Here is a 25,688-nt window from a genome sequence, read left to right on the forward strand (position 1 = left end):
GGTAAGGGCGGTTTTCGCTTATTGAATGATGAAGGAGGTAAACAGCACGTCCTTGACCGGGCCGTCTTTACCCTTGGTCTCCGGCGAAAGGATGCCGTTCATCTGTTCCTTCATATCCTTCGCCAGGGCTTCCTTGCCTTCCGTGGACATGAGGTCGGAGGCCTTTTTCGAAGACAGGAGCAGCATGACCGCATTGCGCAGCCGGGGCATGTGCAGCTTCATTTTTTCCCCGGAGGGAACGTCCGTCAGTTCCACGGAAACGCCGATCTGGAGATACTGGTCCCCCGCATCCGCATCGGGCACCAGATTGACGGTAAAGGTATCCAGGGCCACATAGACCGGCGGTTCTTCCTTTTCGCTCTTTTTCTTTTTCACGGTTTCGGACGGGGCATCTTCGTCATCCCCGCCATCGTGGGATTTCATCATGAACAGGGCCGCGCCACCGCCAGCGACGATGAGAAAGACCACGGCAACGATGATAATTAACAGCTTGCCTTTTTTCTTCGGCGCTTCTTCGCCTGCTTCCGGCTTGGCTTCGGCTTTAGCCATCGGTGAGACTCCTTGTGGGATATATAGCGTTCAATTCTATTACGGCTGTAAAGTCCCTACAGCATTTCTTCAGGCAAAGGTGTCCACCAGGCCCAGGTTGCTGGTCAGGGTACGGCTGGGCAGGGGCATGGCATCCCCTTCATCCCCCATGCCGCCGGTAAAGCCACCGCTACTGCGGGAACCGGAACCACCTTGGCTGGCAGCACCGTCGTTCCAGGCCTGGCGGAAGGATTCGCTACTCACGTTGGCTTGACCTAGTTGCACCCCCGCATCCTGCATCATGTCCCGCAGCTGGGGCAGGGCCTTCTCCAGGGCATCCCGCACTTCCGCGTGGGGGGAAACGAAGACCGCGCTGGCCTGATCGCCGTGAATGTTGAGAGTTACTTCTAGGGGGCCCAGGTGGGGCGGATTGAGGGTGAGCTGGGCCGTCTGTTTATCCTGTCCGGCCAGCCATACCACCTTCTGACTCACCTCGTTACCCCAGTTGGGATTATTCACCGGAGTCTGAACCTGGAAATTTTTATCCGCCACCTTGGCGGTATCGTTGGGCACGGTGGGGGCGGGGGCGTTCATGTTGATGGCTGTAGCGGAGCCGTCGCCCTTGGTGCTGTTTTCTTCCGTGGCGGCCAGGAGCTTGTCCTGGAAGTCGGCAAGATTTGCCGTTTCCTTGCCGCCCGTATCCTGGGCCAAAACCGCGGTTTTGGCCGCTTTTTCCTGGGCGGCGGTGAGCAGAGGATTGGTCTGGGTTTGACCGCTACCCGCCAGGGGCGCTTCGGTCCCCAGCTCGGCGGCACCGTTGGTGGTGGGGGCTTGAGGCTGGGGCGTCTGGGTCGGGGGCAGCTGGCCGTTTACCAGGCCCAGGGCGGCCAGCAGGGCGCTGTTGTCGTCCGTTTTGCCCGTATCGGCGCTGGGGACATCGCTCTTGTCCGTAGTCCCCGTGGTGGTCTGGGCCGTGTCCTGGGCCTTGCCGGTCTTGGCATTGCCCAGATGGGAGAGGAGCAGGGCAGCGAAGTTGGTGGTAATGCCGCCCCCGTTCTCCTGCTCGTTAGCGCTGCCGTTGTTTTCCGGAGCCTGGGGCGTGGCATTGCTGGCGGCGGTTTTGAGGTTATTGCTCTTGCTCCCGACCGCATTGCCGTTGGCCGGGGTGGCAACGGTGGTGGGGGAGGGGGATTTACCGGCAGAGGCGACGGTATTGAGCAAGGCCGCAGTGGTATTGGCGACAGCGGTGCTGGGCATGGCGGGATCCTTCAGCGACTATGTTTGGACCATAGTCAGCAAGCATCGTGCCAGTTGTAAATCTAGGTAAAGTCCGGATTCTTGTCCCAGCTTTTGCGGGCGGCGAATTCATCCTGCTGTTTCTGCTCCCGCTTGGCTTCCCGGTATTGCTCCGCGCTCATGTGGCGCTCCGCCAGGGTGTCGATGGCTTTCAGCTTGTTGTGCTGGGCCAGCCACTCCGCCTGGCCCTGGGCGGTGCGCTGCTGGGAGAGATGGACGCTCTTCTTCTGCTGCTCGATGGCGGCGTCGATTTTATCCATGAAATCCTGGAAATTGCGCCAGGCCGCCGGGGTCAGGCCGTTCTGGGAGGCGGCCTTGAACCGTTCCAGGTAGTCCCGGCGATAGTCTTCCAGCATGGCCAGTTTGTCCTTCGTGTCCCTCTCCGAGGCCACCAGAAAGCCCAGGGCCTTGGCCGCATCATCCACCCGGGTCTGGATCAGATCCTGGAGAGGGCGGAGGGGAAAAGGTTTTGCCATGGCGGGAGGACGACGGGGGAAAAGGAGAAAACGATTCTAGGCCGGGACCCGGCCCAAGTCACGGCTGTTACGGATGGGGCAGATCGGGGAAGAGGGCGCTTAGGCTGTCCACGCTTTCCCCATACAGGGCGCATTGGCCCAGATCCTGCTGGAGAAAGCCTTCCAGGGCGGGGTAAATCTGAATGGCCTGATCCAGCAGGGGGTCGGAACCCGCCGCATAGGCGCCCACGGCAATCAGATCCCGGGAGCGCTGGTAGCGGGAATAGAGCTGCTTGAAGCGCCGCACCAGGTCGAACTGGGAGGGGGGAATGAGGCTGACCATGGCCCGGCTGATGGATTGCTCGATGTCGATGGCCGGGTAATGGCCCCCGTCTGCCAGGAGCCGGGAAAGGACAATATGGCCGTCCAGAATAGCCCGGGCCGAGTCGGCGATGGGGTCCTGCTGGTCATCCCCTTCTGCCAGTACGGTATAGAAGGCGGTAATGGAACCGCCCCCGTCCGGGCCGTTCCCGGCCCGTTCCACCAGCTGGGGCAGACGGGCGAAAACGGAGGGGGGATAGCCCCGAGTCACGGGGGGCTCACCGATGGCCAGGGCGATTTCCCGCTGGGCCATGGCGTAGCGGGTGAGGGAGTCCATGATGAGCAGCACCTGCTTGCCCTCGTCCCGGAAGTATTCCGCAATGGCTGTGGCGTAGGCCGCCCCTTGCAGACGCATGAGGGGGCTGGTGTCGGCGGGGGCGGCTACCACCACGGCACGGCGGCGGCCTTCTTCCCCCAGAATTTGCTCAATGAACTCCTTCACTTCCCGGCCCCGTTCGCCGATCAGCCCCACCACGATGATTTCCGCTTCCGTATACCGGGCCATCATGCCCAGGAGTACGGATTTACCTACCCCGGAGCCGGCGAAAAGGCCCATCCGCTGGCCCCGGCCTACGGTGAGCAGACCGTTGATGGCCCGCACCCCCACGTCCAGGGTGTGTTCGATGGGGGCCCGGGACATGGGATTAACCGGGCGGCTGTGGAGGGGGCGCAGGGCATCCACCCGCAGGGGACCCTGACCGTCCAGGGGGCGGCCCGCTCCGTCCACCACCCGGCCCAGGAGACGCTGGCCCACGGGCACCAGCTTGGTCCGGTCCGCGGCCCGGCGCCGGAAAGGCCGGGCCGCGCCGATCTTGGGTGGAGGTGCCACCGGCTCCATGGCTACCACCCGGGCGCCGGGGGAAAGGCCATAGACATCGTCCGAGGGCATGAGATAAATCTTTTCCCCGTTGAAACCCACCACTTCCGCCTCCACCGGGCTTCCCCCGGCGGGTAGCACCAGACAGGAACTGCCCAGCGGCAGCTTGAGCCCGGCTGCTTCCATGACCAGGCCGTTGATGCGGGTGAGGTGGCCGGCGGCGGTGAGGGCCGGGGCGTGGGCCGCCGCTTCGGTACAACTGTGGAGAAATTCCCGCCAGTGGGCGGCGGCGCCGGGCAGGGGGGCGGTCATGGGGCTAACCAATCCTGCTGAACGCCAATAGCTTCCAGGATTTTTTTCCAGCGCTGGGGCAGGGTGGCATCCACTTCGCTGGACCCGGCTTCAATGCGGCAGCCCCCCCGTTCCATGTCCGGGTCGGCCAGCAGGCGCCAGCCGCCGTGGGCGATCTGGTCCCCCAGCTGTTCCTGAAGCAGCTGACTGTCTTCCGGATGGAGGTGGAGCACCGGGTGGGCGTGGGAGACGGGCAGCGCCGCCAGGGCTTCCCGGATGATGGGCAGCAGCTGCTCCGGATGGGCGTTCAGGCTGGCTCGGGTCATTTGCCGGGCGATTTCCAGACCCATGGCCAGGAGCTGGTCCGCCACGCTCTGCTCCATGTCTCCCAGGGCCTGGGTGAAAGCCCCCACCAGGGTTTGGAGCTGGGCGGCGGCGGCCTTGGCTTCTTCCATGCCTTCCGCCTTGCCCGCGGCGAGACCTTCCGCGCGACCTGCCGCCTCCCCGGCCTGGTAACCGGCTTGAAAGCCGGATTCCTGGGCTTCCGTGTGGATGCGCTCGATTTCTTCCGCCGTGGGTAGGGCGGGCATGGACACGGTGCTTTCCTGAACGGCCGGGGTTTCCTGGGTGTCGCGCTGGCGCCGGGCCTTTTCCTCCTCGTCAAAGGCGGCCAGCTCCCAGCGCTGGTAGGCGGTCAGTTTTTCCTTAGGGATGTAACTATCCATGGCGGTTGGCGACAGGGCTTATGGGCTTAGACGAACTGGTCGTCGCCCTTGCCGCCCATCACGATCTGCCCTTCGTCGGCCAGACGGCGGACGATTTTGAGGATTTCCTTTTGTTCGGATTCCACTTCGGAGACCCGGACCGGCCCCTTGGCCTCCAGGTCTTCCCGCAGCATTTCCGCCGCCCGCTGGGACATGTTCTTGAAAATCTTTTCCCGCAGGGCTTCGGAAGCTCCCTTCATGGCCAGGATCAGGGAATCGGACTGGATTTCCCGGAGCAGTAGCTGGATGCTCCGATCGTCCAGGTCCAGCAGGTTTTCGAAGACGAACATTTCGTCCAGGATGCGCTGGGCCAGGTCCGGGTCGTATTCCCGGATGGAATCCACCACCGAGGTTTCGTTGGCGGTTCCCATGAAATTGAGGATTTCTGCCACGGTACGCACCCCGCCCATGGCAGATTTTTTGATATTGGCGGAGCCGGAGAGCAGGCGCAGCATCACGTCGTTCAATTCCTTCAGGGCGGCGGGCTGAACCCCTTCCAGGGTGGCTACCCGGAGGATGACGTCGTTGCGCAGGCGCTCGGGGAAGAGGCTGAGAATTTCGCTGGCGTGGTCGTGTTCCAGGTGCACCAGGATGGTAGCGATGATCTGGGGGTGCTCGTTTTTGATGAGATCGGCCACGGTGGCCGCATCCATCCACTTCAGCCCTTCAATGCCCGAGGTTTCCCCCCCTTGGAGAATGCGGGAAATCAGATTGGAAGCCTTGTCGTCCCCCAGGGCCTTGGTCAGCACGTTGCGGATGTAAGCATCCGTATCCACGTGCACCGCCGCATGTTCCTCGGAAACTTTGTGGAATTCCTCCAGCACTTCTTCAATGCGGGCCCGGGGTACGGTGCGCAGAGCGGCCATGGCGTGGCCCAGCTTCTGCACCTCCCGGGGGCCCAGTTGCTGAAGGACGGCGGCGGCCCCCTCTTCGCCCAAGGCGATGAGGAGGATTGCGCTTTTTTCCAGTCCTTCTTCGTTACCCGGCATTGACGCCCATCCAGTCCTTGATGATGTTGGCTACCCCCTTGGGGTCCTGCTTGGAGACTTCCCGGGCCCGATGCAGCTTGGCCTCGTAGGTGGCCATAATCTGCTTGCCCCCCTCGCCGGTCAGTTCCACGATGGTGCCATCTTCCCCCACTTCCCCTTCCTGGGCCGCTTCCCCGGCTTCCCCTTCCTCTTCTTCCGCGGCGCTAGCGGGGGGCGGGAACATGGTGCGTATGATAGGACGGACCACGGCGAGAAGGATATAGGCGACGATGGCGCCGATCACCAGGTATTTAAGCAGGTCCTTGCCCAGGGAGAGGTTGTCCGGGTCTTTCCAGAAGGGCAGGGAGTTGTCCACCTTTTCCCCCAGGTTGAAGGCCGTGTTGGCCACGGACAGGGTGTCGCCCCGCTGCTGGTTGAAGCCCATGGCTTCCCGCACCAGGTCGTTGATCTGCTTGATTTCCGCGTCGTTCAAGGGGCGGCTGGTGGGTTTGCCGGACTTATCCACATCCTGCTTGTTATTGACCACCACGGCCACGGACAGGCGCTTGATATTGCCCACATTCTGCTTGGTGTAGCTGACCGTCTTATCCACCTCGTAGTTGATGGTGGAGTCCTTGCGGGTATTGATGGGCTGGCCGGCGGAATAAATGGGGGCCTGTACCCCGGCAGCGTTGATCTGGCCCGGCGGCTGCTGGCCGTTGGCCGGGGCGCCGTTGGCGGGCTGACCCGGTACGGCCGGGCTGGTGATGGGGGCGGTGGCTGGGACCGGCGGTTGGTTGGTGAGGGCGCCGGGCACCCCTTGGGCGGGCGGATTGACCGAAGCGGTTTCCGAGCTTTGCTGGCTACGGATGGAAATGTCCGGCGGGGTGGTGTTGGGCTTGTAGCTTTCGGCGGTCTGTTCGCTCTGGGAAAAATCCATATCGGCGGCCACCTGCACCCGGGCGTTGCCCGGGCCCACCACGGGAGAGAGGATGTCTTCCACCCGCTTGATAACGCTGGCTTCCACTTCCTGCACATACTTGATCTGGGTGGGATCTAGCCCGGCTTCCATGAGCTTGCTCTTCAGCTGGGAAAGCAGATTGCCGTCCTGGTCCAGCACCGTCACATTGGCCGCATTGAGCTGGGGCACGCTGGAGGCCACTAAGTGGACGATCCCGGCCACCTGGGCCGGTTCCAGATTGCGCCCCGGATAAAGCTGGAGCAGTACGGAGGCAGTGGGTTTTTGCTCTTCCCGGACGAAGACGGAAGGCTTGGGAATGGCCAGATGCACCCTGGCGGACTGCACCGTGGATATGGACTGGATGGTTTTCGCCAGCTCCCCTTCCAGGGCCCGCTGGTAATTGACCTGCTCGGCAAACTGGCTGATACCGAACTTCTGGTTTTCCATCAGTTCGAAGCCTACGGAGCCGCCCTTGGGCAAGCCTTGGCTGGCTAGGCGCAGCCGTACCTCGTGGACCTTGTCCGCCGGCACCAGGATGGCGCCGCTGCCGTCGGTGAATTTATAGGGAACGTTGAGCTGTTCCAGGGAGGTGATGATGGCCCCCCCGTCCCGTTCCGAGAGATTGCTGAAGAGTACCTTGTAATCGGGCTGGCGGCTCCAGAGAAAGGCGCCGATGACCAGGGCGAAAATGGCGGCGACCGCCACCATTAGGGCGATTTTCTGCTGATTGTTAAGCCGGGCGAGGCCCTCTTTCAGTCGACCCGAGATCCCGGCCAGGCCGGGGGCCGCACCGGGAGGCAGGTTTCCGGGAGGGGTTCCGGTTGCGTCGTTTTCCTGAGTCGCCGCCATCAGTAGAGTGTCTCGTCTTGCGCAACCTTGCGGTTAAATGAGTAAAAGCGAAAATTTTCGTGAAATATTCTATATTGTATCCGCTAATCGCCTTTCAATCCCGCATATTCTTTGGCTCCCCGCATGTCCGAACCCCCAATTACTCCCCCCGATCATAAAGCTCAGGAACTGCAAAAGGCCTTTGATGTTTTCAACCAGGTTTCCCAGGAGCTGACCCAGGCCTATGAGGCTCTCCAGGCCCGGGTCACTTCCCTGACCGGGGAATTGGCGGTGGCCAACGGGGAATTACGTCGCCAGTACCGGGAAAAAGAGGCCTTGTCTGAGCGCCTTTCCGTGCTGCTGGATGCCCTGCCCGCCGGGGTGATGGTCCTCAATGCCAAGGGGGAGGTGACGGAGGCCAATCCGGTGGCCCGGGACATGTTCGGCGCCAATGCCCTGGGCCAGCCCTGGTCCGCCCTGACGGAAAACCGCCTGGCCGCCAGTGAATCCCCCCATGAATGGCTGCTCGGGGGGCGGCGCATCAGCATTGCGGAAAGCTCCCTGGATTCGGTGGGGGGGCGGATTCTGGTGATTCACGATATTACCCATGCCCATGACATGAAGGCCCGGCTGGAGCGCAATCAGCGCCTGGCTGCCATGGGGGAAATGGCGGCCTCCCTGGCCCACCAGCTACGCACTCCCTTGGCTACCGCCCTGCTGTATTGCGGCAATCTGGGGACGCCGGAACTGGCGCCAGAAGCCCGCAGCCGCTTTGCGGAAAAGGCCGCCGATCAGCTGCGCCGTCTGGAACGTCTGATTCAGGACGTGCTGTTGTTCGCCCGGGGGGAAAGCATCGGCCGGGAGGTGATCCCGGTTTCCGCCCTCCTGGCCGAGGCTATTCAGGCGGTGGAGCCCCTCATGCGGGAGCACGGGGTGGTATTTCAGGCGTCCTCCCAGGTGGATGACTTTATAATTATGGGTGGCCGCAAGGCCCTGGCGGGCGCTTTGACCAATCTTCTGGAAAACGCCATGCAGGTGTGCGAGGCCGATGGGGCGGTGGGCCGGGCCGTTTCCTTGGATGCCCAGGTGGCGGATGGCCGGGTGCTGATCCGGGTCAAGGACGCCGGTCCGGGGATTGCCCCGGAAGCCCAGGCCCGAATCTTCGAGCCCTTTTTTACCACCCGGGGCCAGGGGACAGGGCTGGGGTTGGCCATTGCCCTGGGCGTGGCCCGGGCCCATGGCGGTACCATTGATGTCCAGTCCCAACTTGGCGTGGGCTCGGAATTTACCCTGGATTTGCCGGTCGGCAAAAAAGCCTGACCGATTAAGGAACAAGCGAATGGCGAGCAATTTTCCCATCCTGGTGGTGGAGGACGATCCCAATTTGCGGGAAGCGGTATGCGACACCCTAGAATTGGCCGGAGAGGCCGTGCTGTCTGTGGGATCGGGGCCGGAAGCCCTGGAGCTGCTGGCCGCCCGACCCGTTTCCATTGTGGTCAGCGACGTGCGCATGGACCCCATGGACGGCATTACCCTGTTGAAGGAAATCCGGGGCCGCTACCCCCATCTGCCGGTGGTGCTAATGACCGCCTTTGCGGACGTGGATCGGGCCGTGGAAGCCATGCGGGCCGGGGCCTGTGACTTCCTTTTGAAGCCCTTTGAGCCCAAGGCCCTACTGGAACACGTGGCCCGCTACCGGCTGCCTCCCATGGGGGAAGACGGGGAGGTGGTGGCTGTGGATCCGGCCAGCCGTAATCTTTTTGCCCTAGCCGCCCGGGTTGCCCAGACCGACGCTACGGTCCTGCTCACCGGGGAGTCCGGTGTAGGGAAGGAAGTGGTGGCCCGCTACATCCACAATCATTCCGGGCGTCGCCAGGGGCCCTTTGTGGCCATCAATTGCGCCGCCATTCCGGAAAGCCTGTTGGAAGCTACCCTGTTTGGCTATGAAAAAGGCGCGTTCACCGGCGCCACCCAGGCCCAGGCGGGGAAATTTGAACAGGCCCAGAACGGCACCCTGTTGCTGGACGAAGTGACGGAAATGCCCCTCAGTCTCCAGGCCAAGCTATTGCGCGTGTTGCAGGAGCGGGAAGTGGAGCGGGTGGGGGGCAAAAAGCCGGTGCAGCTGGATATCCGGGTGGTGGCTACCTCCAATCGGGAGATGGGGGAAGCGGTGGCGAAAGGGGTGTTCCGGGAGGATTTGTACTACCGGCTCAATGTCTTCCCCCTGCTGATCCCCTCCCTGCGCCAGCGTCCAGAGGATATCGTGCCCCTGGCCCGGCATTTTCTTGCCGACCAGGGCGGCAAATCCGGCCGCCCCGGGCTGCGCTTTACGGCGGATGGGGAGGCGGCCCTCAAGGCCTATCCCTGGCCCGGCAATGTGCGGGAACTGGTGAACGTGGTGCAACGGGCCCTGATCCTGGCGCCCGGGGATGAGGTGGATGGGCCTTGCCTGCACTTGCCGACGGGGGGAATGACGGGCCCCGGCCTATCCCCTGGGGCGGGGATGTCCCCCATGATGCTGGCGCCCCAACCCGGGGTGGCATCGGGTGAACGGGAGGTCCGGAACCCGTCCCTTCAAGAAGAGGCCAACGGCCTTCAAGTCGGCGACAAAAAAGCCGATAATATCAAGGACTGGGAGCGGGAATTGATTTTGGAAACCCTGGCAGCGGTGGGGGGCTCCCGGAAAAAGGCGGTGGAGCGCTTGGGAATTTCCGAGCGCACTTTGCGTCATAAGCTCAGGCAGTATCGTTTGGCCGGCTACCTGGAAGAATAAATCTGGCGCAATAGTTGCTTAGATTTCTCTGATCGGTTGGAGAAAGTCATGGACACCAAAGGCATTGATAGCATGTTGAGTCAGTTGCGGGCCGCTTCCGCCCTCGCTTCTTCGGGTAAGACCGGGGAAGTTGGTGGCGTTGCTGGGGCGACCGGTGCGGCTGGCTCTGCGGCGCCGGGGGGTGTGGATTTTTCCCAGGTCCTCAAGTCCACCATTGACCAGGTCAATCAGGCCCAGCAGGAAGCCCAGAACATTTCCCAGGATTTTGCTTCCGGCAATTCCAACGCCAACCTTCACGAAGTCATGATTGCCCTGCAAAAGGCCAATGTGTCTTTCCAGGAAATGGTGCAGGTGCGCAATAAGCTGGTGACCGCCTATCAGGATGTGATGAACATCCAGGTGTGATCCACGCCCGGACCGGCCTTCCGCCGGCCCCTTCCCGGGGACAGACCCCGGGGCTCTCCCCTCAGTCCAGCCCGCTTAAGCGGGCTTTTCTTTCCCGCTCGATGCGGGTGATGTAGCGCTGCACCATGCTCAGGCGGGTGCCCGGCAAATCCACATATTCACAGCCCGCCCGCAGGTACACGTTGCCTGTCTTGGTGGTGACGGGAAAGGCGTTGCGCACCGTCAGGGTAGTCTGGATTTCCCCCTCTTCCGGCAGGGCGAAACAGCAATCGGGGAAGGTGGTGCCCGGGGCGAAGCGTTCCTTCTGATCCATGGGCAGCATGAGGCCGATGCCACCCCCGCTGATGTCCAGGATCGGCGCCTCCATGGGGGGATCTGCCGGAATCAGGCATTTGATGGGGTTTGCAATGGGGGCGACCAGACGGTAGTACTCCCGGCGCTGCAGGCGCAACAGGGTTTCCGGCAGCTCCCCAAGGAAGGCGGGGCGGCCTTCAAAGCTGGTGGAGCGTAAACCCTTTAGGCTGAACTGGATTTTGACCTTGTCCAGACTGGAGATAAAAATCAGTTTTCCCGCCACCAGAGCTTTTTGATTCATTTCCTGGTCGCTGCCCATGTCGAAAATGAGCTGACTGCTTTTGGTGATCTGGTTTAAGGCGGTGAGCAGAAAAGCGTTGCCGTTATCGAAATAGACCGTGATCATGGCCCCTTTTTGCAACAGGGAGCGCAACACGAACAGTATTTCCGCCCGGGAGTAGAGGAGATATTTGCTGTAATCGTCCTCGGTTTCCGGATGGATACTGTGGTGAGAATTCTCCGAAGGGGTGTTAGGCGTGGCCGTCGGCTCGGGAGCCTTGTCAGTCATTGGGTGTCCTGGGTTTCCGCATGCAGCGACAAGCCTGAAGTGTAATCAAAAGCCCGCATTCTGAGAATGGCATTATTTCCCTAAGATTAGGGATAGGGGGCTATTTTCCTGGCTTGGGGCTCCGTCCCCTTCCTGTTCCAGGCGATAAACCCAGGCCAATAGCTCCGCTACCGCCACATAGAGCTGGGGGGGGATGCGTTCATCCAGGTCCACTTGCATCAACAAGCCCACCAGTTCCGGAGATTCATGGACATAGACCCCGTGGGCCCGGGCCTTGGCGATAATTTCTTCCGCCACAAAGCCTTTGCCCTTGGCCACGATGCGGGGAGCGACATCCGTTTCCTGGTAGGTGAGGGCTACGGCACTGCGCATGGCTCCACTGGTGTCAGCCATGGGCTCCTTCCTCCCGGATGTTCATGGCCGTGATCTGGAGCCCTGCAGCGGCCAGCTGGCTGACCAGGGCGTTTTTTTCTTCTGCAAGCTTGGTGGCGGTTTGGCTGCTGTCCGTGGCGATGTCCAGGGCCAGCTGGTTGTCCTGAATGGTTAATTGGGCATCCAAGGTGCCCAGCTTGGGAAGATGGAGACGCAGGGAGGTCTTCCAGCCCTGGGCGGTATCCCCATCCTCCCCCTGTCGCTTGGGAGCGTGCTCGTCTTCCTCAATCCACCATTCCATGGTCTGGCCGGGCCAGATTTGCCCTTGCCAGACGAAATTGCCACTGGCTAAGCTATCCAGTTGTTGTCGAACCAGGTTGGTTGTCTCCGGGGAGAGAATTTTTGCCTGGGCCGCCTGGTTTTCCCCTGCCTTGGCATTGTGTTGGGCTGCAGCGTTGAGAACTTCATTATTGGCGGCCGTCAGGGCTGGCGTGGCGGCACTACCCGAGGCATTTACTGGCGTATGGGTGGCGGCGGCTGGGGAGGTGAGGGGGAGCTGCTTACCCTGGGGCTCCTGGCGCAGTTCCGCTTCCGTGCGCTGGCCCTGGACCCATTGGGCCTGATGGGCTTCATAGAACAGACCGCTTTTGCTCACGGCCTGCTGTAGCAGGGGGGCCAGGTCGCTGCCGGTGAGCAGGGTTTTGCCGTTCAGTATGGGCTGGGCATCATTGAGCTGGGCCAGGGGCGGTTTGCCATTGCCGCTTCCCTGGTCGGGTAGGGAAAATAGGGAGGCGATGAGCTTTGCCGTGGAGCTCAGGTTGGCCGGTGTGCTTTCCTGGGGCTGGACGCCGCTGGCGGGTACCCGGACGGCCAGAGCCTGCTTGCCGTCGTTTTCCACCACCTCCAGTTCCAGAGCGTCGCCGCTCTTGGCGGAAAAGGGTAAGGCCAGGGTGACTTCCCGCTGGGCTATCATGGCCCGATAGGCCCCGTTGGGCAGGACGGCCAGGACTTCCGCCGTGACCCGTTGTCCCGCGCTCAGACTGGTGAGTAGATCATTGACCGCATCGGCCGGCTGGGCCGGCTGGACCGGGCCCACCCGATCTGTCTGGACGGTGGGGCGGAGTTGGGCAGTGAGCACATCGGAAGGAATCATGGCATTTTCCTTTCCGGCCTTCCTGTCCGGAGAGTGGCGTTAGAAGGAGTGGTAAGCCTTGGCTAGGGAGTGGGTGTTGTTGATGCTGTTAAGGCGGCGTTCCAGGTCGTTGCGTTGGGCCAGTACCAGCTTTTGGGTTTCCTCATCCAGGCGCACCATGTGGGCCAGCACCTGGCGGGCTTCCGGGCTGAGTTGGTCGGATTGGCCACCCTGGGAGCCAAGCAGGGTGGTGAGCCGCGCCAGACCTGCCCGGCGTCGGCTTTCTTCCTGCAGCAGGCCGTCCCAGTTTCCCTGGGTGGCCTGAGCATGCATGTTGCGGGACAAAATCGCTAATTCACCGATGAGCTGGTTGACCTGGCTTTGCCCGTTGGGCTTGTCTTCAGGCATGGCTGGATATGCCGGAGGAGGGGGTGGGTTCGCTGGCAGCTTCCGCCTGATCCTGGCTTTTTGCCAGGGTTTTCCAGGCGCTCCCCAGATCGTTCATCAGGAAAATGACTTCGTCCAGAATCTTGGGGTCGTTGTGCAGATTGGCCTCGCAGATGCGCTTAATCATATAGACATAGAGGTCATTCAGAGACACGGCTAGGTCCGGACCGTCGCTTTTTATCCCTTCGTCGTCAAAGCGCAGCGCGTGACGTAACTCGGTAATGATGTTGATGGCCTGATTAATTCGCCGGGCTTTGACGGCAATATTACCCTTGGTCATTTCCAGCTTGGCGGCGGAAAGGGCGGACACGGTCCCGTCGTAAAGCAACACGACGAGCTGTATGGGCGTGGCCGTATTGACGGCGGTTTCCACATTGACTTGGGCGTAGGCTTTTGCCCCTTGGCTAAACATCACTGGTATCCCGTCAAAATTGAATCAACTTAACTGCTGGTGGATTTTGTCAGCTGGCTAATGTAGCTCAGAGAAGTGTTGAGGTTGCCCACGAGGGTATCGAGTGCGGAAAACTGGGTACGATAAGTGGCGGATACGTCAGACAGCCGAGTTTCTTCCCGGGTGATATCGTCGCCGATGTTGGTCAATGACGTATTTAAGCCGTCAATCCGGGCAGAAAGCAAGCCATTGGTATTCATCATGGCTGTGGCTGTCTGGCTCAGGCGTTGGGCAAACCCTTCTTTGACATCCGTAAAAGCGCTGACTACCTGACTAAAGTTGGTGGACAGCGCGTTTTGGAAGGTGCTGGTATCCAAGGACAGGGTGCCATCTTTGCTGAACGAGATACCCAGCTGGGCCATGTAACTATAGGAATTCCCGGAGATGTTGGCCGGGGTATTGAACACGGATTGTAGCTGGGTAATAACCTGTGTGACCGTATTTTCCCCATCCAGGGTGGCGCCTTTTTTGTGGAGGGTATTGGCGGCTGAAGCCAGGTTGTTGTACGCGGAAATAAAATTCTGAACCTTGGTGGTAATGCCAGCAACGTCATGGGCGACAACGAGAGAGGCGGCGCTGGAAGTTGTTCCTTGGAGGTTCAGTGTGACGCCGTCTACTACGTTAGTGACAGTATTGGAGGCCGAAGTAACGGCAATGCCGTCCACCGTCAGGGATGCGTCTTTTGCCGCCTGGGAGGTCGTGAAATTCAAGGGGCTGCCGGACTGGGATTCGCTGACGTTGATGCCGTTGGAAAGACCGGTGTCCTTGGCTGTCACCACCAGACGATTGCCCGTGCCGTCGTTCAGGATAGAAGCGGTCAGGAAGGTATTGCCGGAAGCGGAATTAATGGAATTCTTCAGGGTTTCCAGGGAGTCCGTATCGTAGTTGGCAGTGACGGAGAAAGTTTTTGTGGAATCCCCCGCGAGGGTGAAGCTCAAGGTATCCGAGCCGGACAGGCTGCTGCTACCACTGACCGTGGAAGTCCCCATGGCCGTGGTGGTGGAACTGAAGGCGGCGTTTTTGCTGTACTGAATTTGCTGTTGGGCCAGATTGTTCACGGCCACTGTGTGGGTACCCGTGGAGGCCCCGTCCGCCGCCGTGGCGGTGAAGGCGGTGGTGTTGGAAGAGGTCGCCGTGGTGCCGTTGAAATCCCAGCTATCCTGCAAGGCCTGGGTTGCCGTATTAAAGGAGTCCAGCGCGCTTTTCAATTGGCCGTAGGCGCTGATTTCGCTGTTGTAGGTGGATTGCTGGGTTTGCAGGCTGCCCAGATGGGTGGATTCGGCTGACATCAATTTTGTCAGCAGCCCTTCCAGATCCATGCCAGAGGCGGCACCCAGACTGGTAACCGTGGTCATGACGGGAACTCCTTGTTGCGAAGAGGTGTGTCGGATTGAAGCGAAGTCTAGGCTTGATCCTTGATCAGAATGCCGGTGACTTCCTTAAGACGCTTCGCTAACTCAAGCATTTCTTGTGCCGGAATCTGCTTGATGAGTTGGTGAGTCTTGGTGTCCTCAATCTTGACCACAATGGTGCCCGTTCCCTTATCCACCGAAAAGCTGAGATCGGTGTTGCGGATTTGCTGGACGGCCTGATTGGCGGCGTCCGTCGCTCTTTTCAAAGCGGATTCATCCAAGGGATTAGCCGAGGATTTTTTTTCCTGCCCGTTTTTAGCGGCCACATCCCCATTTGTTCCGGGGACTTGCTTCGGCGTTTGGGCCGATGCCACGGAAGAACTGGGGGTAGGGGAGGATCGGGGCTCACTCCCATCGGCATTAGCGTATGCCCATAGGTTGGAACCTGCGGTATCGATGGGTTGGATAGACATGGTTTATCCTCCACAAGGAAAAGCCGGAGAGCTCACGCGGAACATCGCAAACTCCCCGGCCTCGGCTGCCTTCAGCCTTTTAGCTGACTTACTGCAGCAGCGTCAGGGCGCTTTGTCCCAGATTGTTGGCTTGCTTCAGAATGGCCGTACCCGCTTGTTGCAGAATTTGGGCCTTGGAGAAGTTTGCCGTTTCAGAAGCGTAGTCCGTATCAATGATACGACTTTGGGAAGCGGTCAGGTTTTCCACGTAGTTGTTCAGGTTGGAAACCACCGCATCGAACCGGTTTTGTACGGCACCGAACTGGGAACGGATGTTGGTAACTTGCTTGATGTCCGCGTCCAGATTGGCCAGGGCAGCGGAAGCGCCACCGGAAGTCGTAATGTTGATGGTGCCAGTGGCGGTCAGGCTGCCGCTATAGGCATTCAGCCCGGCGGAACCGTTTTGTGCCAGGTTGGTGGTGGAGACGCTCACTTGGTTGTCGGCGGAACCGCTGTAGCCAACTTGGAAAGTGATGGTGGAGGCGCCGGACAGCAGGCTGGTACCGTTGAACTGGGTGGTTTGCACAATCCGGCTGATTTCTTGGGTCAGCTGGTCCACTTCCAATTGCAGTTGGCTACGGTTGGTGTCGCTAACGGAACCGTTGGATGCCTGCACGGCGATTTCCCGAATCCGTTGCAAGTTATTGGCGATTTGCCCCAGAGCGCCTTCTGCCGTTTGCCCCACGGAAATACCGTCGTTGGCGTTGCGCACAGCTTGGTTGCCACCCCGGATGGCGCTGGTCAGGCCTTCGGAAATAGCCAAGCCCGCCGCATCGTCCTTGGCGCTGTTAACCCGCAGGCCGGAAGACAGGCGTTGCAGGGAGGTGTTCAAAGAGGATTGGGAATTTGCCAAGTTACGTTGCGCGTTGAGGGACGCAATGTTGGTATTGACGACGATGGACATGGTTTTCTCCTAGAACCTATTGTCAGGATGTCCCGAAGGACAAACAGTCAGGAAACGGCTAATTGCTTCCTTCTGACTGGTTATCGGTTTGCAAGGGGGAAACTTTAGAAAATTTTTTAAAAAAGCGGGGGTTGGGAAAAGAGAGGCGATGTTTGTCGGGGAATACAAATAAAAACAGGCCCTTGTGGGCCTGTTTTTGCGTAAAAGATGATGTTTTTACTGGAGCAGGGTCAGGGCCTGCTGGGGAATCTGATTCGCCTGCTTGAGGATGGCCGTGCCGGCCTGCTGCAAGATCTGGGCTTTGGAGAAATTGGCGGTTTCCGCCGCGTAATCCGTATCCATAATCCGGCTCTTGGAGGCGGTCAGGTTTTCCACGTAGTTGTTCAAGTTGGAAACCACCGCATCAAAGCGGTTTTGCACGGCACCGAAGGTGGACCGAATGTTGGTAACCCGGGCGATATCCTGGTCCAGCGCCGACAGGGCAGCGGAAGCTCCGGCAGAGGTGGTGATATTGACGGTGCCCGTGGCGGTTAGGCTGGCACTATAAGCATTCAAGCCAGCGGACCCCGCCTGAGCCAAGTCGGTGGTGCTGACGGACACCTGGTTGTCCGCCGTGCCGCTGTAACCAATCTGGAAAGTGATGGTGGTTTGGCCGGACAGCAGGCTGGTGCCGTTGAACTGGGTGGTTTGGACGATACGGCTAATTTCCTGGGTCAGCTGGTCCACTTCCAATTGCAACTGGCTACGGTTGGAGTCGCTGACGGAGCCGTTGGCGGCCTGCACTGAGATTTCCCGAATCCGTTGCAGGTTATTGGAAATTTGCCCCAGGGCGCCTTCCGCCGTTTGCCCCACGGAAATCCCGTCGTTGGCGTTGCGCACCGCCTGGGTATTACCCCGGATGGCGCTGGTCAGGCTTTCCGAAATGGCCAGACCGGCGGCGTCGTCCTTGGCACTGTTCACCCGCAACCCGGAGGAAAGCCGTTGCAAGGAGGTGTTCAGGGACGACTGGGAGGTGGACAGGTTGCGTTGGGCGTTTAGCGACGCAAGATTCGTATTGACGACAAGAGGCATGATCACTCCTTACCAGAGAGGCTTTCGGTTCGACTTGGCGCCGCTCCGGGGAGCCGTGCCATGATGTCTCTTCTAAAGCATGGAGTGTGCCATCCTGCTATGCCGCCCCGGGGAAGTTTGTCAAGGCCGCATATTTCCTGGAGTTTCCGGGAGAAGGGCCGTTTTGGGGCTAACCGGAAAAGCGTTGGTTCAGGCCCCGGACCAGAGTTTCTGCCAGCGGCAACCATTGCCCCGGCATTTTTTGCCGGTAAATCCTCAGGCTGGGATACCAGGGGCTATCGGTCCGGTTTTCCAACCAGCGCCAGTCCCCGTTGTAAGGCAGGAGCAGCCAGGTGGGCAGATTCAGGGCGCCCGCCAAATGAACCATGGAAGTGTCCACCGAGATGAGTAGGTCCAGTTGGCTTAAGGCCGCAGCGCTGTCACTGAAACTTTGCAGGGACAAGGGCAGGGGGCGGAGCCCGGGGAGTTCTTCCGGAATCTCCTGGTCCACCTGGAAGCTGTAAAAATCCACTCCTGCCTGGACCAGTAGGGGCGCCAGGGCCTGGGGCGGACAGGAACGCTGGGAGTCATTGGGGTGACGGGGATTGCCAGCCCAGACCAGTCCTACTTTTGGCTTGCTTCCCGGGAGCTGGTGCTCCCAGCGTTCCCGGGCCGGGGCCGGAATAGTTAGGTAGGGAAAGGTGCAACCCGGCAATTGGCCCAGGGTCAAACCCATGAGATGGGGCAGGCCCATGATGGGGGCATAAAGGTCGCAGCCGAAGCCGTCTGCTGGCAGATCCGGCTGCTGGATGACCACCCGGTGAATCCCTGGGGCGGTAGCGGCAATTTCCGCCAAGGGTGCGGCACATTCCAGCACGATTTGGCCGCCCTGGGCCTGGGCCCAGGGGGCGAAACGGAGAAATTGCAGGGTATCCCCCAGGCCCTGCTCGCTGCGCAGTAAAAGGCTGCGGCCTTCCAGGGGCTGTCCTTGCCAGCGGGGCAGTCGGTTGGAAAAGCCACTGCGGGTGCCCACTGTGGGGCCCCATTCGTATTCGGCCCAGGCCTCCGGCCAGTGGCCCCGGACCAGTTGGGTCAGGGCGTGGTTCCAATGGGCCCGGGGATTTTGGGGGGTTAGGGCCAGAGCCCTGGTTTCGGCCTGATCTGCTAGGTCATAGCGGGCCAGGGATTTGAATAGAAGGCCAATCTCCAGCAACAGATTCCCATCCCCTTGAGCCAGGGGTAAGGCCTGACGGGCCCAGGATTCTGCCTCCTCCAGCTCCTCCCGGGCGAGGGCTGCCTGGGCTAGGGTCAGGCGCAGGCCTGGGTGCTCCGGATGTTGTGGGAGGCGGGGCGTCAGGAGGGCTGATGCTTCAGCGGCTTGCCCCAGGGCCAGATGGGTCTGAGACAGGTGAAGGAGCGGCCCCGGTAGATCGGGCGCCAGCAGGTGGGCGTTCTGAAAGGCCAGCAGGGCAGCCTCCTGGAGCCCCTGACGCTGGAAAATCAGGCCCAGATTATCGTAGGCCAGGGGATCCTCTGGGGTGCAGCCGATCTGTTCCAGGGTGGCTTCCTGGGCCAGAGCCCAGTCTCCCTGGGCGAAGGCGGTGGCCGCCAGCTGGCTGAGGACGGGCACCTGGCGGGGGGCCAGGCGCCGGGCCAGTTGGTAGGTCTGGAGGGCCAGTTCGGGCTGGCCCAGGTGGGTCAGGCACAGGCCCAGATGATAGGCAATGGTCCAGTCCTGGGGCGCCAGGGGGGCGGCCCGGCTGTAGGCGGCGGCGGCCTCCTGGAAGCGCTGGGCCGCAAAATGGGCCTGGGCTTCTGCCAGCAGGGCGGCTAAGTCGCTCAAGGGGCGCGATTTCCCTGCCAAGCGGCCAGGGCCTGGGCCAGGAGCCGAATGGCCCCTTCCCAATCCCCCGGGGCGGGTTGGCGGAATTGGCGCAGGCTGGGGTACCAGGGGGAATCTTCCCGCCCTAGCAGCCAGCGCCAGTCCGTGTCCCACCGGTTCAGCAGCCACACCGGCTTACCCAGGGCTCCGGCCAGGTGGGCCACCGCCGTATCCACGCTGATCACCAAATCCAGCTGTTCTATGGCGGCGGCGGTCTGGGCGAAGTCGGTAAGCTCTCCACTGAGCTCCACCAGGGGCAGAGCGGGGCGTAAGGCGGGGGGGAGAACGTCGATCTGGGCGGCGGCCTCGTCCTTTTGCAGACTGACAAACTGGATGCCGGGGACAGCCAGAATGGGGGCTAGTTGGGCCAGTTCCAGGCTGCGCCGGCTGTCCAGCAGACGGGCGTCCGCCATGTGCTGGCGCCTTCCCCCTGCCCACACCAGGCCCACCCGGGGCCGGGCTAAGGAAGCCAGACGGGATGCCCAGTGTTGCCTGGCCTCTTCCGGGGGCGCCAGATAAGGCACCTGGGCCGGAATCTGGTCCCCATCGGTATGGAAAGCCAGGGGCAGGGAGAGCAGCTGGCAATGGCAATCCGTTTCCGGCACCGGTTCCGTTTCGTCAATGAGGCAGTCAATGCCGGGAACGGAGGCGAACAGGGTTTTCAAGGCGGGCTGGATGCGCACCGCCACCCAAGCGCCCCGGGCTTTTACCAGGGGGGCGTAACGGATGAACTGGAGGGAATCCCCCAGCCCCTGTTCACAGAGCAGGAGAATGCGCTTGCCTTCCAGGGGCTCACCCCGCCATTGGGGGGTAGGGGGCCGGTAGATGACCCCCTGGATATTGGCCTGGCGGCGAAATTCGTAGTCGGGCCAGGCTTCTGCCAGCCGTCCCAGGGTGAGCAGTACCAGGGCCCGGTTCCAGCGGGAGAGGGGATGTTCGGGGGCCAGGGCCAGGGCCTGGTTGAAGGAGGCCAGGGCGGCTTCCAGGTCCATGACTTCCATCTGGGTGATGCCCAGATTGCAGTAACCCGTAGGTTCCCCGGGCGCTACCTGAATGGCCTGGCGGAAACTGGCGGCAGCCTCATCCCTTTTGCCCTGCTTCATGCGGGCATTGCCCTGTTCTACCCAGGCCCAGACCAGTTGGGGCGCCAGCTGGGTGGCTGCCGTGGCCAGCTCTTCCGCTACCCCGTATTCCCCCAGATGGCAGCAGAGGGAGGCGAAGGCGGTGTAATTGCGGGGTTCTCCCGGATTGGCGTTGAGGGCGGCGGTGTAGGCATCCACCGCGTCGGGAAACTCCCGCAGCAGCACCAGGCCGCTGGCGATGCGGCGCCAGGTATCGTCATCCTCCGGGGGCGTTTGGGCGGCCAGCAGCAAATCCTGCTTGGCACCGGCACTGTCCCCCATGCGGATGCGGGCCAGGGCCGCCTCGATGCGGGCATCTGCGCTTCGAGGCTGGGCCTGGAGCACGGTCTGCCAGAGTTGCAGGGCTTCTCCGTGTCGTTGCTGGTCCCCCAGGAGTACGGCCAGATTGTGGGCCGTATCCAGGTGACCCGGAACGGCGGCCAGAATGCGCCGGTACAGAGCTTCGGCGGCCGCCCCCTGGCCCTGCTGCTGGGCCTGGGCGGCCTGGGAAAACCAGGCGCCCAGGGTGGCGTTGTCCGGATGGGGTGCCTTCATGAACAATCCTTGTCCGGATCAGGCCCGGGGGCCGGTGATGGCCTGGAACCACAGGTTCTGGACCTGGCTCAGGAGGTAATGCCGTTCCACCCACTGTTTCAGGGCCGCCCCTTCCCGTTCCGCCTGATCTAGATGGCTGGCCCGTTCCAGAATGGCATCCACCCAGGCCTGTTCCTCATTGGGCACCCGGGTCACGGGGGCGTCGTCGGTCCGGTAGGGGTAGATGTCCGTGCAGATGACGGGCAGGCCCAGAATGCCGTATTCCAGAATGCGCAGATTGCTCTTGGCTTCGTTAAAGGGGTGCTGTTCCAGGGGGGCCACCGCCAGATCCAGATTGAGGCTGGCCAGCTTGGCCGGGTAGGCCTCCACCCCCACGACGAAATCATGGAATTCGGCGATATAGGGGCGGATTTCGTCCGGGCACATGCCGAAAAAGACCCAATCCACCTGGCTGGCCGTGCGCTTCACCACATTGGCAATAATGGCCAGATCCCCTTTGTGCTGCTGGGCCCCGGCCCAGCCCACCCGGGGCTTGGGACCGGTGCGCTTGCGGCTTTGCAGGGGCAGCCAGAGCTCGTCCCGCAGGGTGTTGGGCACCAGCACCCCCTTGTCCGTGAGCTCGCTCACCAGATCCAGCAGGGGCTGGGTACTGACAATGACCGAGTCGGCCAGCTTGAAGAGTTTGCGCAGGCGATAGCGGCCATCCCGGGGAATGCGCTTGAAATTGGGATTGTCTCGGGGCATTTCCGTGATCAGGTCGTCGATCATCAGATTGATGCGCAGATTGGGGACCATTTGCCGGTACCGTTCCAGCCAGTCGTGGAACATGGGGGAGTAATCCACCTGGGCCATGAGCACATCGGGTGCCAGACGCTCCATTTCGGAGAGGGTGAGGTAGCGCTGCTTGTGATAGGTCTTGGTCTGGACAATGGTGCTTTGTAGAAGGGCTTTGCCGGTCAGTGCCCGGAGGGGGGCGTAAAACCGGTATTCCCCCACGCCTCCGGCGGGGGGCAGGGCCAGCACCCGGGGCCGATCCCGAAAATTGGCGTCCCAGTCCGCCACGATTTCCCCTTCCACCTGGAAGGCTTTACTGGTGTGCAGGGCTAGATGGCGGTTGTAGGCCGGGTCTTCCCGCAGCCATTCCCGCCAGCGCTGGTGCAGGGCATTGGCGGTTTCCCGATCCCGATCCACCGCCCGGGCCTTGGCCTTGATTTCCTCCATCTCGCTTTTCAGGGAGACGCTGGCGTGGTGGACCAGGGTGGCGAAGGGGGTCCAGACCACCAGCTTATCCAGGCTGCGGACCTTGAGGCAGAAGTCCACGTCGTTGAAGAGCACGGCGGCGTGGTCTTCGTCCATGCCCCCCACGGCCAGATAGGTGTCCTTGGCCACCAGCAGGCAGGCGGCGGTGACGGCGCTGTAGTCCTGTTCCACCTGGAGCCGGTTCATGTAGCCCGATTCCTCCATGGGGGTACGCATGAAGCCGTGGGACGCCAGGTGGTCCATGCCCAGGATAATCCCGGCGTGTTGGATTTTTCCCGTTTCCGGGTACACCAGCCGGGCACCCACAATGCCCACTTCGGGCCGGGCCAGATGACTCACCATGCGGGTTAGCCAGCTCCCCTGGACGATTTCCGTGTCGTTGTTGAGGAGCACCACGTATTCGCCCCGGGCCTGGCTGACCCCCAGGTTGCACTGGGCGGAGAAGTTGAAGGGCCGGTCATAGGGGACGATACGCAGTCGTTCCCCCTGGGTGGCTTTGAGGTGCTCGTAATAGGCCAGGGTATCCGGGTCTTCCGTCTGGTTATCCACGATCACCACTTCGTAATTACCGTAGTCGGTTTTGGCGAAGAGGGATTCCAGGCAGGGGCGCAGGAACCAGACGAAGTCCCGGTTGGGAATAATGAGGGATACCAGGGGAGCGTCCGGCCGTTGGTACTGGACGTGGAAAGTGTCCGGCACCAGGCCGGCGCTGATCTGGGCCGCCGTACCCCGGCGTTGCAGGTGGTTTTCCAAGGCCACCTGGCGGGAAGCCTGGGCCAGGGGATGGGCCTGGGTCTGGGCAGGAAAGTGGTGCAGGGGCTCGGCAATATGGCCGATGGCCTCCCCTCCCTCCCCATCCAGCAGGCGTAGCAGGGCGTCGTAGAGCCAGGCGCCGGGGAAGGGCTGGAAGCCCCCCAACCGTTGCAGGGCTTCCCCCTTGAACCACAGGGCGGCGCCCACGTAATCCATGGAGCGCAGGTAATCCAGGTTGAAATCCGGCTTGAACCAGGGCTGGACGTACTGGCCCTGGTCATCTTTATGGTCGTGGTCGGTGTAGATGGCGGACCACTGGGGGTGGGCCTGGGCATAATCCCCCAGGGCCAGGAAGGCGTGGGGCGACAGTTCGCTCCCCGGGGGCAGAATGCCGATCCAGTCGCTTCCCAGCTCCACCAGGCCGTTATAGGCGGAAGCCAGCTGCTCGTCGTCATTCAGATCGTCGATCTGCAACCAGCCCAGGGTGTCGGATTGGAGAAACAGGGGGCTGGGGGCCTCATAGTCCGCCACCACGATCAGCTGCCATTCCTTATACAGCTGGTTTTCCATGGCGGTTAAGGTGGCCGCCAGCTGGGTCAGGTTCTCCTGCCGGGTGGGCACCACCACGGTGAACCGGGGCCGCCGGGGCCAGGCCATCATGTGCTCAGCGTAGATCTGGGCGTGGATTGGTTCCAGGGTGTGTTTTTCCCGCCACAGGCCGTAGTCCCGGGTATAGGCCACAGGCATTTGGGGCTTTTCCGGTTGGCCCTGGATGACCTGTTGGACCAGTTTTTCCCGGAGTGCCAGGAGATTGGTATCCGTGACCGGATACTTGCCATAGATTTGCTGGAAGCCTGGCAGTTGGCCGCTCACCGCCGGCAGGGTGTGGTCGGTGCGGAACTTTGCCTGGCGGACTTCCACCGTGCATTGTTTGATTTTTTTGAAGCGGGTGATTCGGGAAAGGCGGATCAGGTAGTCCCAGTCCTCCATGACCGGCATGGTTTCATCGAAGCAGCCCACCTGGTCTACCAGCTGGCGGCGATGGCCCCAGGTGGGGGTGGGAATGTAATTGGCAATGAGCAGCTCGTCCGGGTCGTAGTCTTTGTCCTGATAGGGGCGGCTGCGCAGCCCTTCTACAGGGAGCCCGTCCTTGAGCTCATAAACCACATACTCCGCGTCCGAGAAGACAAATCCGACCTGGGGGTCTTGCAGGGCCTTATCTAGGACCTCCAAGTGATTGGCTCGGAAGCAGTCATCGTCATCTAGATAGGCAATCCACTGTCCTCGAGCCAGGCCCAGGGCGGTGTTGCGGGCAGCGGCTGCGCCTCCGGAATGGGGGCGGCGAATGTAGGCGATATCCAGATACTGACCGTAATAGGCCACCAGGGCCCCCAGATCGCAGCCACCATCATTGACCAGAACCACTTCGAAATCCTGGTTGGTCTGGTTTTTCAGGCTTTCCAGAGCCTGGGCCAGGAGATGGGGCCGGTCTTTGGTGGGGATAACCACAGAGCAACGGGGAGCGGCGCCGGTGCTGGTGCGGGTTGGCGCTGTGGCGGCAGGTTCCGCCGGGGGGGGCGTCACTGCCAGCGGCGCGGTCTGTGGCTCGGGGGCCGGGGCGTTCGCCCGGGGGGGAAGATCCGCCACCAATTGGAGAAAGTGTTGGGCCAGGGCGGCCGGGCCGTAGTGTTCCCGAATATAGGGCTGGGCCCGGTCCAGATAGGCCTGACGCCGTTCATGGTCCAGATAGGCGGCCACGGCCAGAACCAGGGTTTCCGGCGAGGTATAAAGACTGTCTTCTGCCCCCAGGGCTTGGGCCAATTCCCGATAGGCCGGGCAGGGGCTCACCAGGGGCACTAGGCCGTTGGCAATGGCAGTGAGCATTTTGCCATCACTTTTGCTGTCTTCATGCTCGTCCCCGGTCTGGGTGAGCAGGGCCATATCCGCCTGTTGCAGCAGGACGGGTAAGTCGTCTAGGGACCAGGGGTGGAGCTGGAAGTCAGGCAGCATTTCCCCGAGTTCGGGGAGAGCGGCCCCTTCCGTGACCACATGAAGTTGGGCGCCCAGGGCTCGCAGCGTAGGGACCAGGGGGGCGATTTGGTGAAGGTTGGCCACATGGCCGAACCAGATGATGCCCAGGCCGTCGTGGGTGGGGGCTGGCACCGCTCTACCCGGATCGGCGTCAATGCCCCCGGGCAATACGGCCAACCGGGCCTGGGGAAAACGCTCGGACAGAAGCCGAGCCCGTTCCGGGGTATCCGTGGTGATCAGGTCCGCCAAACTTACCATGGTTTGCCAGTCTTCCGGACGGATATTCAGCTCCGCCAGTTTTTCATCCTGACTCTCGTCCAGATCGTAGAAGACCCGGCCACCCCGGGCCTTTACCAGCCGGGCGTAGGCCAGCAGATCCGGGGTGATTTTTTTCTGGATGAACAACAGATCCGCATCCGCCATGGGCTGAATACGGGCCTCCTGACCGGCGGCTTGCAAAGCCTGGGCCAGGAGGAAAACCCGGATGCGGCTGCTGGCGTTGTCCGCGTTTTGGGCGGGAATCAGGGAAATTTTCAT

General features: G+C 61.6%; 22 protein-coding genes. 3 read left to right on the forward strand and 19 right to left on the reverse strand.

Annotation, left to right across the window (positions count from 1 at the left end):
• Positions 1–18: 18 nt before the first annotated feature.
• From fliL to fliF, 7 genes are all read right to left on the reverse strand, one after another.
• Entirely contained in the window at positions 19–549 is a 531-nt protein-coding gene (gene fliL, locus Azoinq_RS11205; RefSeq protein WP_216129061.1) for a flagellar basal body-associated protein FliL, read from the reverse strand.
• Positions 550–618: 69 nt separating this feature from the next.
• On the reverse strand, positions 619–1,785 hold the full coding sequence (locus Azoinq_RS11210) for a flagellar hook-length control protein FliK (protein WP_216129059.1): 1,167 nt from the start codon (positions 1,783–1,785) through the stop codon (positions 619–621).
• A gap of 62 nt (positions 1,786–1,847) precedes the next feature.
• Positions 1,848–2,300, reverse strand: a complete 453-nt coding sequence (gene fliJ / locus Azoinq_RS11215) for a flagellar export protein FliJ (RefSeq protein ID WP_216129057.1) — start codon at positions 2,298–2,300, stop codon at positions 1,848–1,850.
• Positions 2,301–2,367: 67 nt separating this feature from the next.
• On the reverse strand, positions 2,368–3,789 hold the full coding sequence (gene fliI / locus Azoinq_RS11220; RefSeq protein ID WP_216129055.1) for a flagellar protein export ATPase FliI: 1,422 nt from the start codon (positions 3,787–3,789) through the stop codon (positions 2,368–2,370).
• The gene (gene fliH / locus Azoinq_RS11225; protein WP_216129053.1) at positions 3,786–4,493 is read right to left on the reverse strand and encodes a flagellar assembly protein FliH; all 708 of its coding nucleotides are present in this window, start codon (positions 4,491–4,493) and stop codon (positions 3,786–3,788) included. Before fliH ends, fliI begins: the two co-directional genes overlap by 4 nt.
• 26 nt (positions 4,494–4,519) lie before the next feature.
• On the reverse strand, positions 4,520–5,521 hold the full coding sequence (fliG, locus tag Azoinq_RS11230) for a flagellar motor switch protein FliG (protein WP_216129051.1): 1,002 nt from the start codon (positions 5,519–5,521) through the stop codon (positions 4,520–4,522).
• The gene (gene fliF / locus Azoinq_RS11235; protein ID WP_332460827.1) at positions 5,511–7,169 is read right to left on the reverse strand and encodes a flagellar basal-body MS-ring/collar protein FliF; all 1,659 of its coding nucleotides are present in this window, start codon (positions 7,167–7,169) and stop codon (positions 5,511–5,513) included. Before fliF ends, fliG begins: the two co-directional genes overlap by 11 nt.
• Positions 7,170–7,433: 264 nt before the next feature.
• On the opposite strand from fliF, the gene Azoinq_RS11240 reads away from it, so the two are divergent.
• The 3 genes from Azoinq_RS11240 to fliE are packed head-to-tail and all read left to right on the forward strand — an operon-like array spanning position 7,434 to position 10,467.
• Positions 7,434–8,609 (forward strand): sensor histidine kinase, encoded by a 1,176-nt coding sequence (locus Azoinq_RS11240; protein WP_216129047.1) that lies wholly within the window; start codon positions 7,434–7,436, stop codon positions 8,607–8,609.
• 19 nt (positions 8,610–8,628) lie between these two features.
• Positions 8,629–10,062 (forward strand): sigma-54-dependent transcriptional regulator, encoded by a 1,434-nt coding sequence (locus tag Azoinq_RS11245; protein WP_216129045.1) that lies wholly within the window; start codon positions 8,629–8,631, stop codon positions 10,060–10,062.
• 48 nt (positions 10,063–10,110) lie between these two features.
• On the forward strand, positions 10,111–10,467 hold the full coding sequence (gene fliE / locus Azoinq_RS11250; protein ID WP_216129043.1) for a flagellar hook-basal body complex protein FliE: 357 nt from the start codon (positions 10,111–10,113) through the stop codon (positions 10,465–10,467).
• Between the two features lie 61 nt (positions 10,468–10,528).
• Here fliE and Azoinq_RS11255 read toward each other — a convergent pair whose 3' ends face one another.
• The 12 genes from Azoinq_RS11255 to Azoinq_RS11310 form a co-directional block, all read right to left on the reverse strand.
• Positions 10,529–11,329 (reverse strand): flagellar brake protein, encoded by an 801-nt coding sequence (locus Azoinq_RS11255; protein ID WP_216129042.1) that lies wholly within the window; start codon positions 11,327–11,329, stop codon positions 10,529–10,531.
• Between the two features lie 72 nt (positions 11,330–11,401).
• The gene (locus Azoinq_RS11260) at positions 11,402–11,722 is read right to left on the reverse strand and encodes an EscU/YscU/HrcU family type III secretion system export apparatus switch protein (RefSeq protein WP_216129040.1); all 321 of its coding nucleotides are present in this window, start codon (positions 11,720–11,722) and stop codon (positions 11,402–11,404) included.
• Positions 11,715–12,854 carry a flagellar hook-length control protein FliK gene (gene fliK / locus Azoinq_RS11265; protein WP_216129038.1) on the reverse strand — a complete coding sequence of 380 codons (1,140 nt, stop codon included), beginning with the start codon at positions 12,852–12,854 and terminating at the stop codon, positions 11,715–11,717. Before fliK ends, Azoinq_RS11260 begins: the two co-directional genes overlap by 8 nt.
• A gap of 39 nt (positions 12,855–12,893) precedes the next feature.
• Positions 12,894–13,241: a flagellar protein FliT gene (locus tag Azoinq_RS11270; protein WP_216129036.1), complete on the reverse strand. Its 348-nt coding sequence runs from the start codon at positions 13,239–13,241 to the stop codon at positions 12,894–12,896.
• Positions 13,234–13,692, reverse strand: coding sequence for a flagellar export chaperone FliS (fliS, locus tag Azoinq_RS11275; RefSeq protein WP_216129035.1), 459 nt, complete (start codon positions 13,690–13,692; stop codon positions 13,234–13,236). Before fliS ends, Azoinq_RS11270 begins: the two co-directional genes overlap by 8 nt.
• A gap of 29 nt (positions 13,693–13,721) precedes the next feature.
• Entirely contained in the window at positions 13,722–15,086 is a 1,365-nt protein-coding gene (gene fliD, locus Azoinq_RS11280; protein WP_216129033.1) for a flagellar filament capping protein FliD, read from the reverse strand.
• Positions 15,087–15,133: 47 nt separating this feature from the next.
• Entirely contained in the window at positions 15,134–15,556 is a 423-nt protein-coding gene (locus tag Azoinq_RS11285; protein WP_216129031.1) for a flagellar protein FlaG, read from the reverse strand.
• Positions 15,557–15,644: 88 nt separating this feature from the next.
• Positions 15,645–16,499: a flagellin N-terminal helical domain-containing protein gene (locus tag Azoinq_RS11290; protein WP_216129029.1), complete on the reverse strand. Its 855-nt coding sequence runs from the start codon at positions 16,497–16,499 to the stop codon at positions 15,645–15,647.
• 216 nt (positions 16,500–16,715) lie between these two features.
• Positions 16,716–17,570, reverse strand: coding sequence for a flagellin N-terminal helical domain-containing protein (locus tag Azoinq_RS11295; protein WP_216129027.1), 855 nt, complete (start codon positions 17,568–17,570; stop codon positions 16,716–16,718).
• Between the two features lie 169 nt (positions 17,571–17,739).
• A complete protein-coding gene (locus Azoinq_RS11300; RefSeq protein WP_216129025.1) occupies positions 17,740–19,392 on the reverse strand; it encodes a tetratricopeptide repeat protein in 1,653 nt (550 codons plus the stop codon).
• Positions 19,389–21,107 carry a tetratricopeptide repeat protein gene (locus tag Azoinq_RS11305; protein WP_216129024.1) on the reverse strand — a complete coding sequence of 573 codons (1,719 nt, stop codon included), beginning with the start codon at positions 21,105–21,107 and terminating at the stop codon, positions 19,389–19,391. Before Azoinq_RS11305 ends, Azoinq_RS11300 begins: the two co-directional genes overlap by 4 nt.
• Before the next feature lie 18 nt (positions 21,108–21,125).
• Positions 21,126–25,688: a glycosyltransferase gene (locus Azoinq_RS11310; RefSeq protein ID WP_216129022.1), complete on the reverse strand. Its 4,563-nt coding sequence runs from the start codon at positions 25,686–25,688 to the stop codon at positions 21,126–21,128.

The sequence above is a fragment of the Azospira inquinata genome (assembly GCF_018905915.1).
Classification (GTDB): Bacteria; Pseudomonadota; Gammaproteobacteria; order Burkholderiales; family Rhodocyclaceae; genus Azospira; species Azospira inquinata.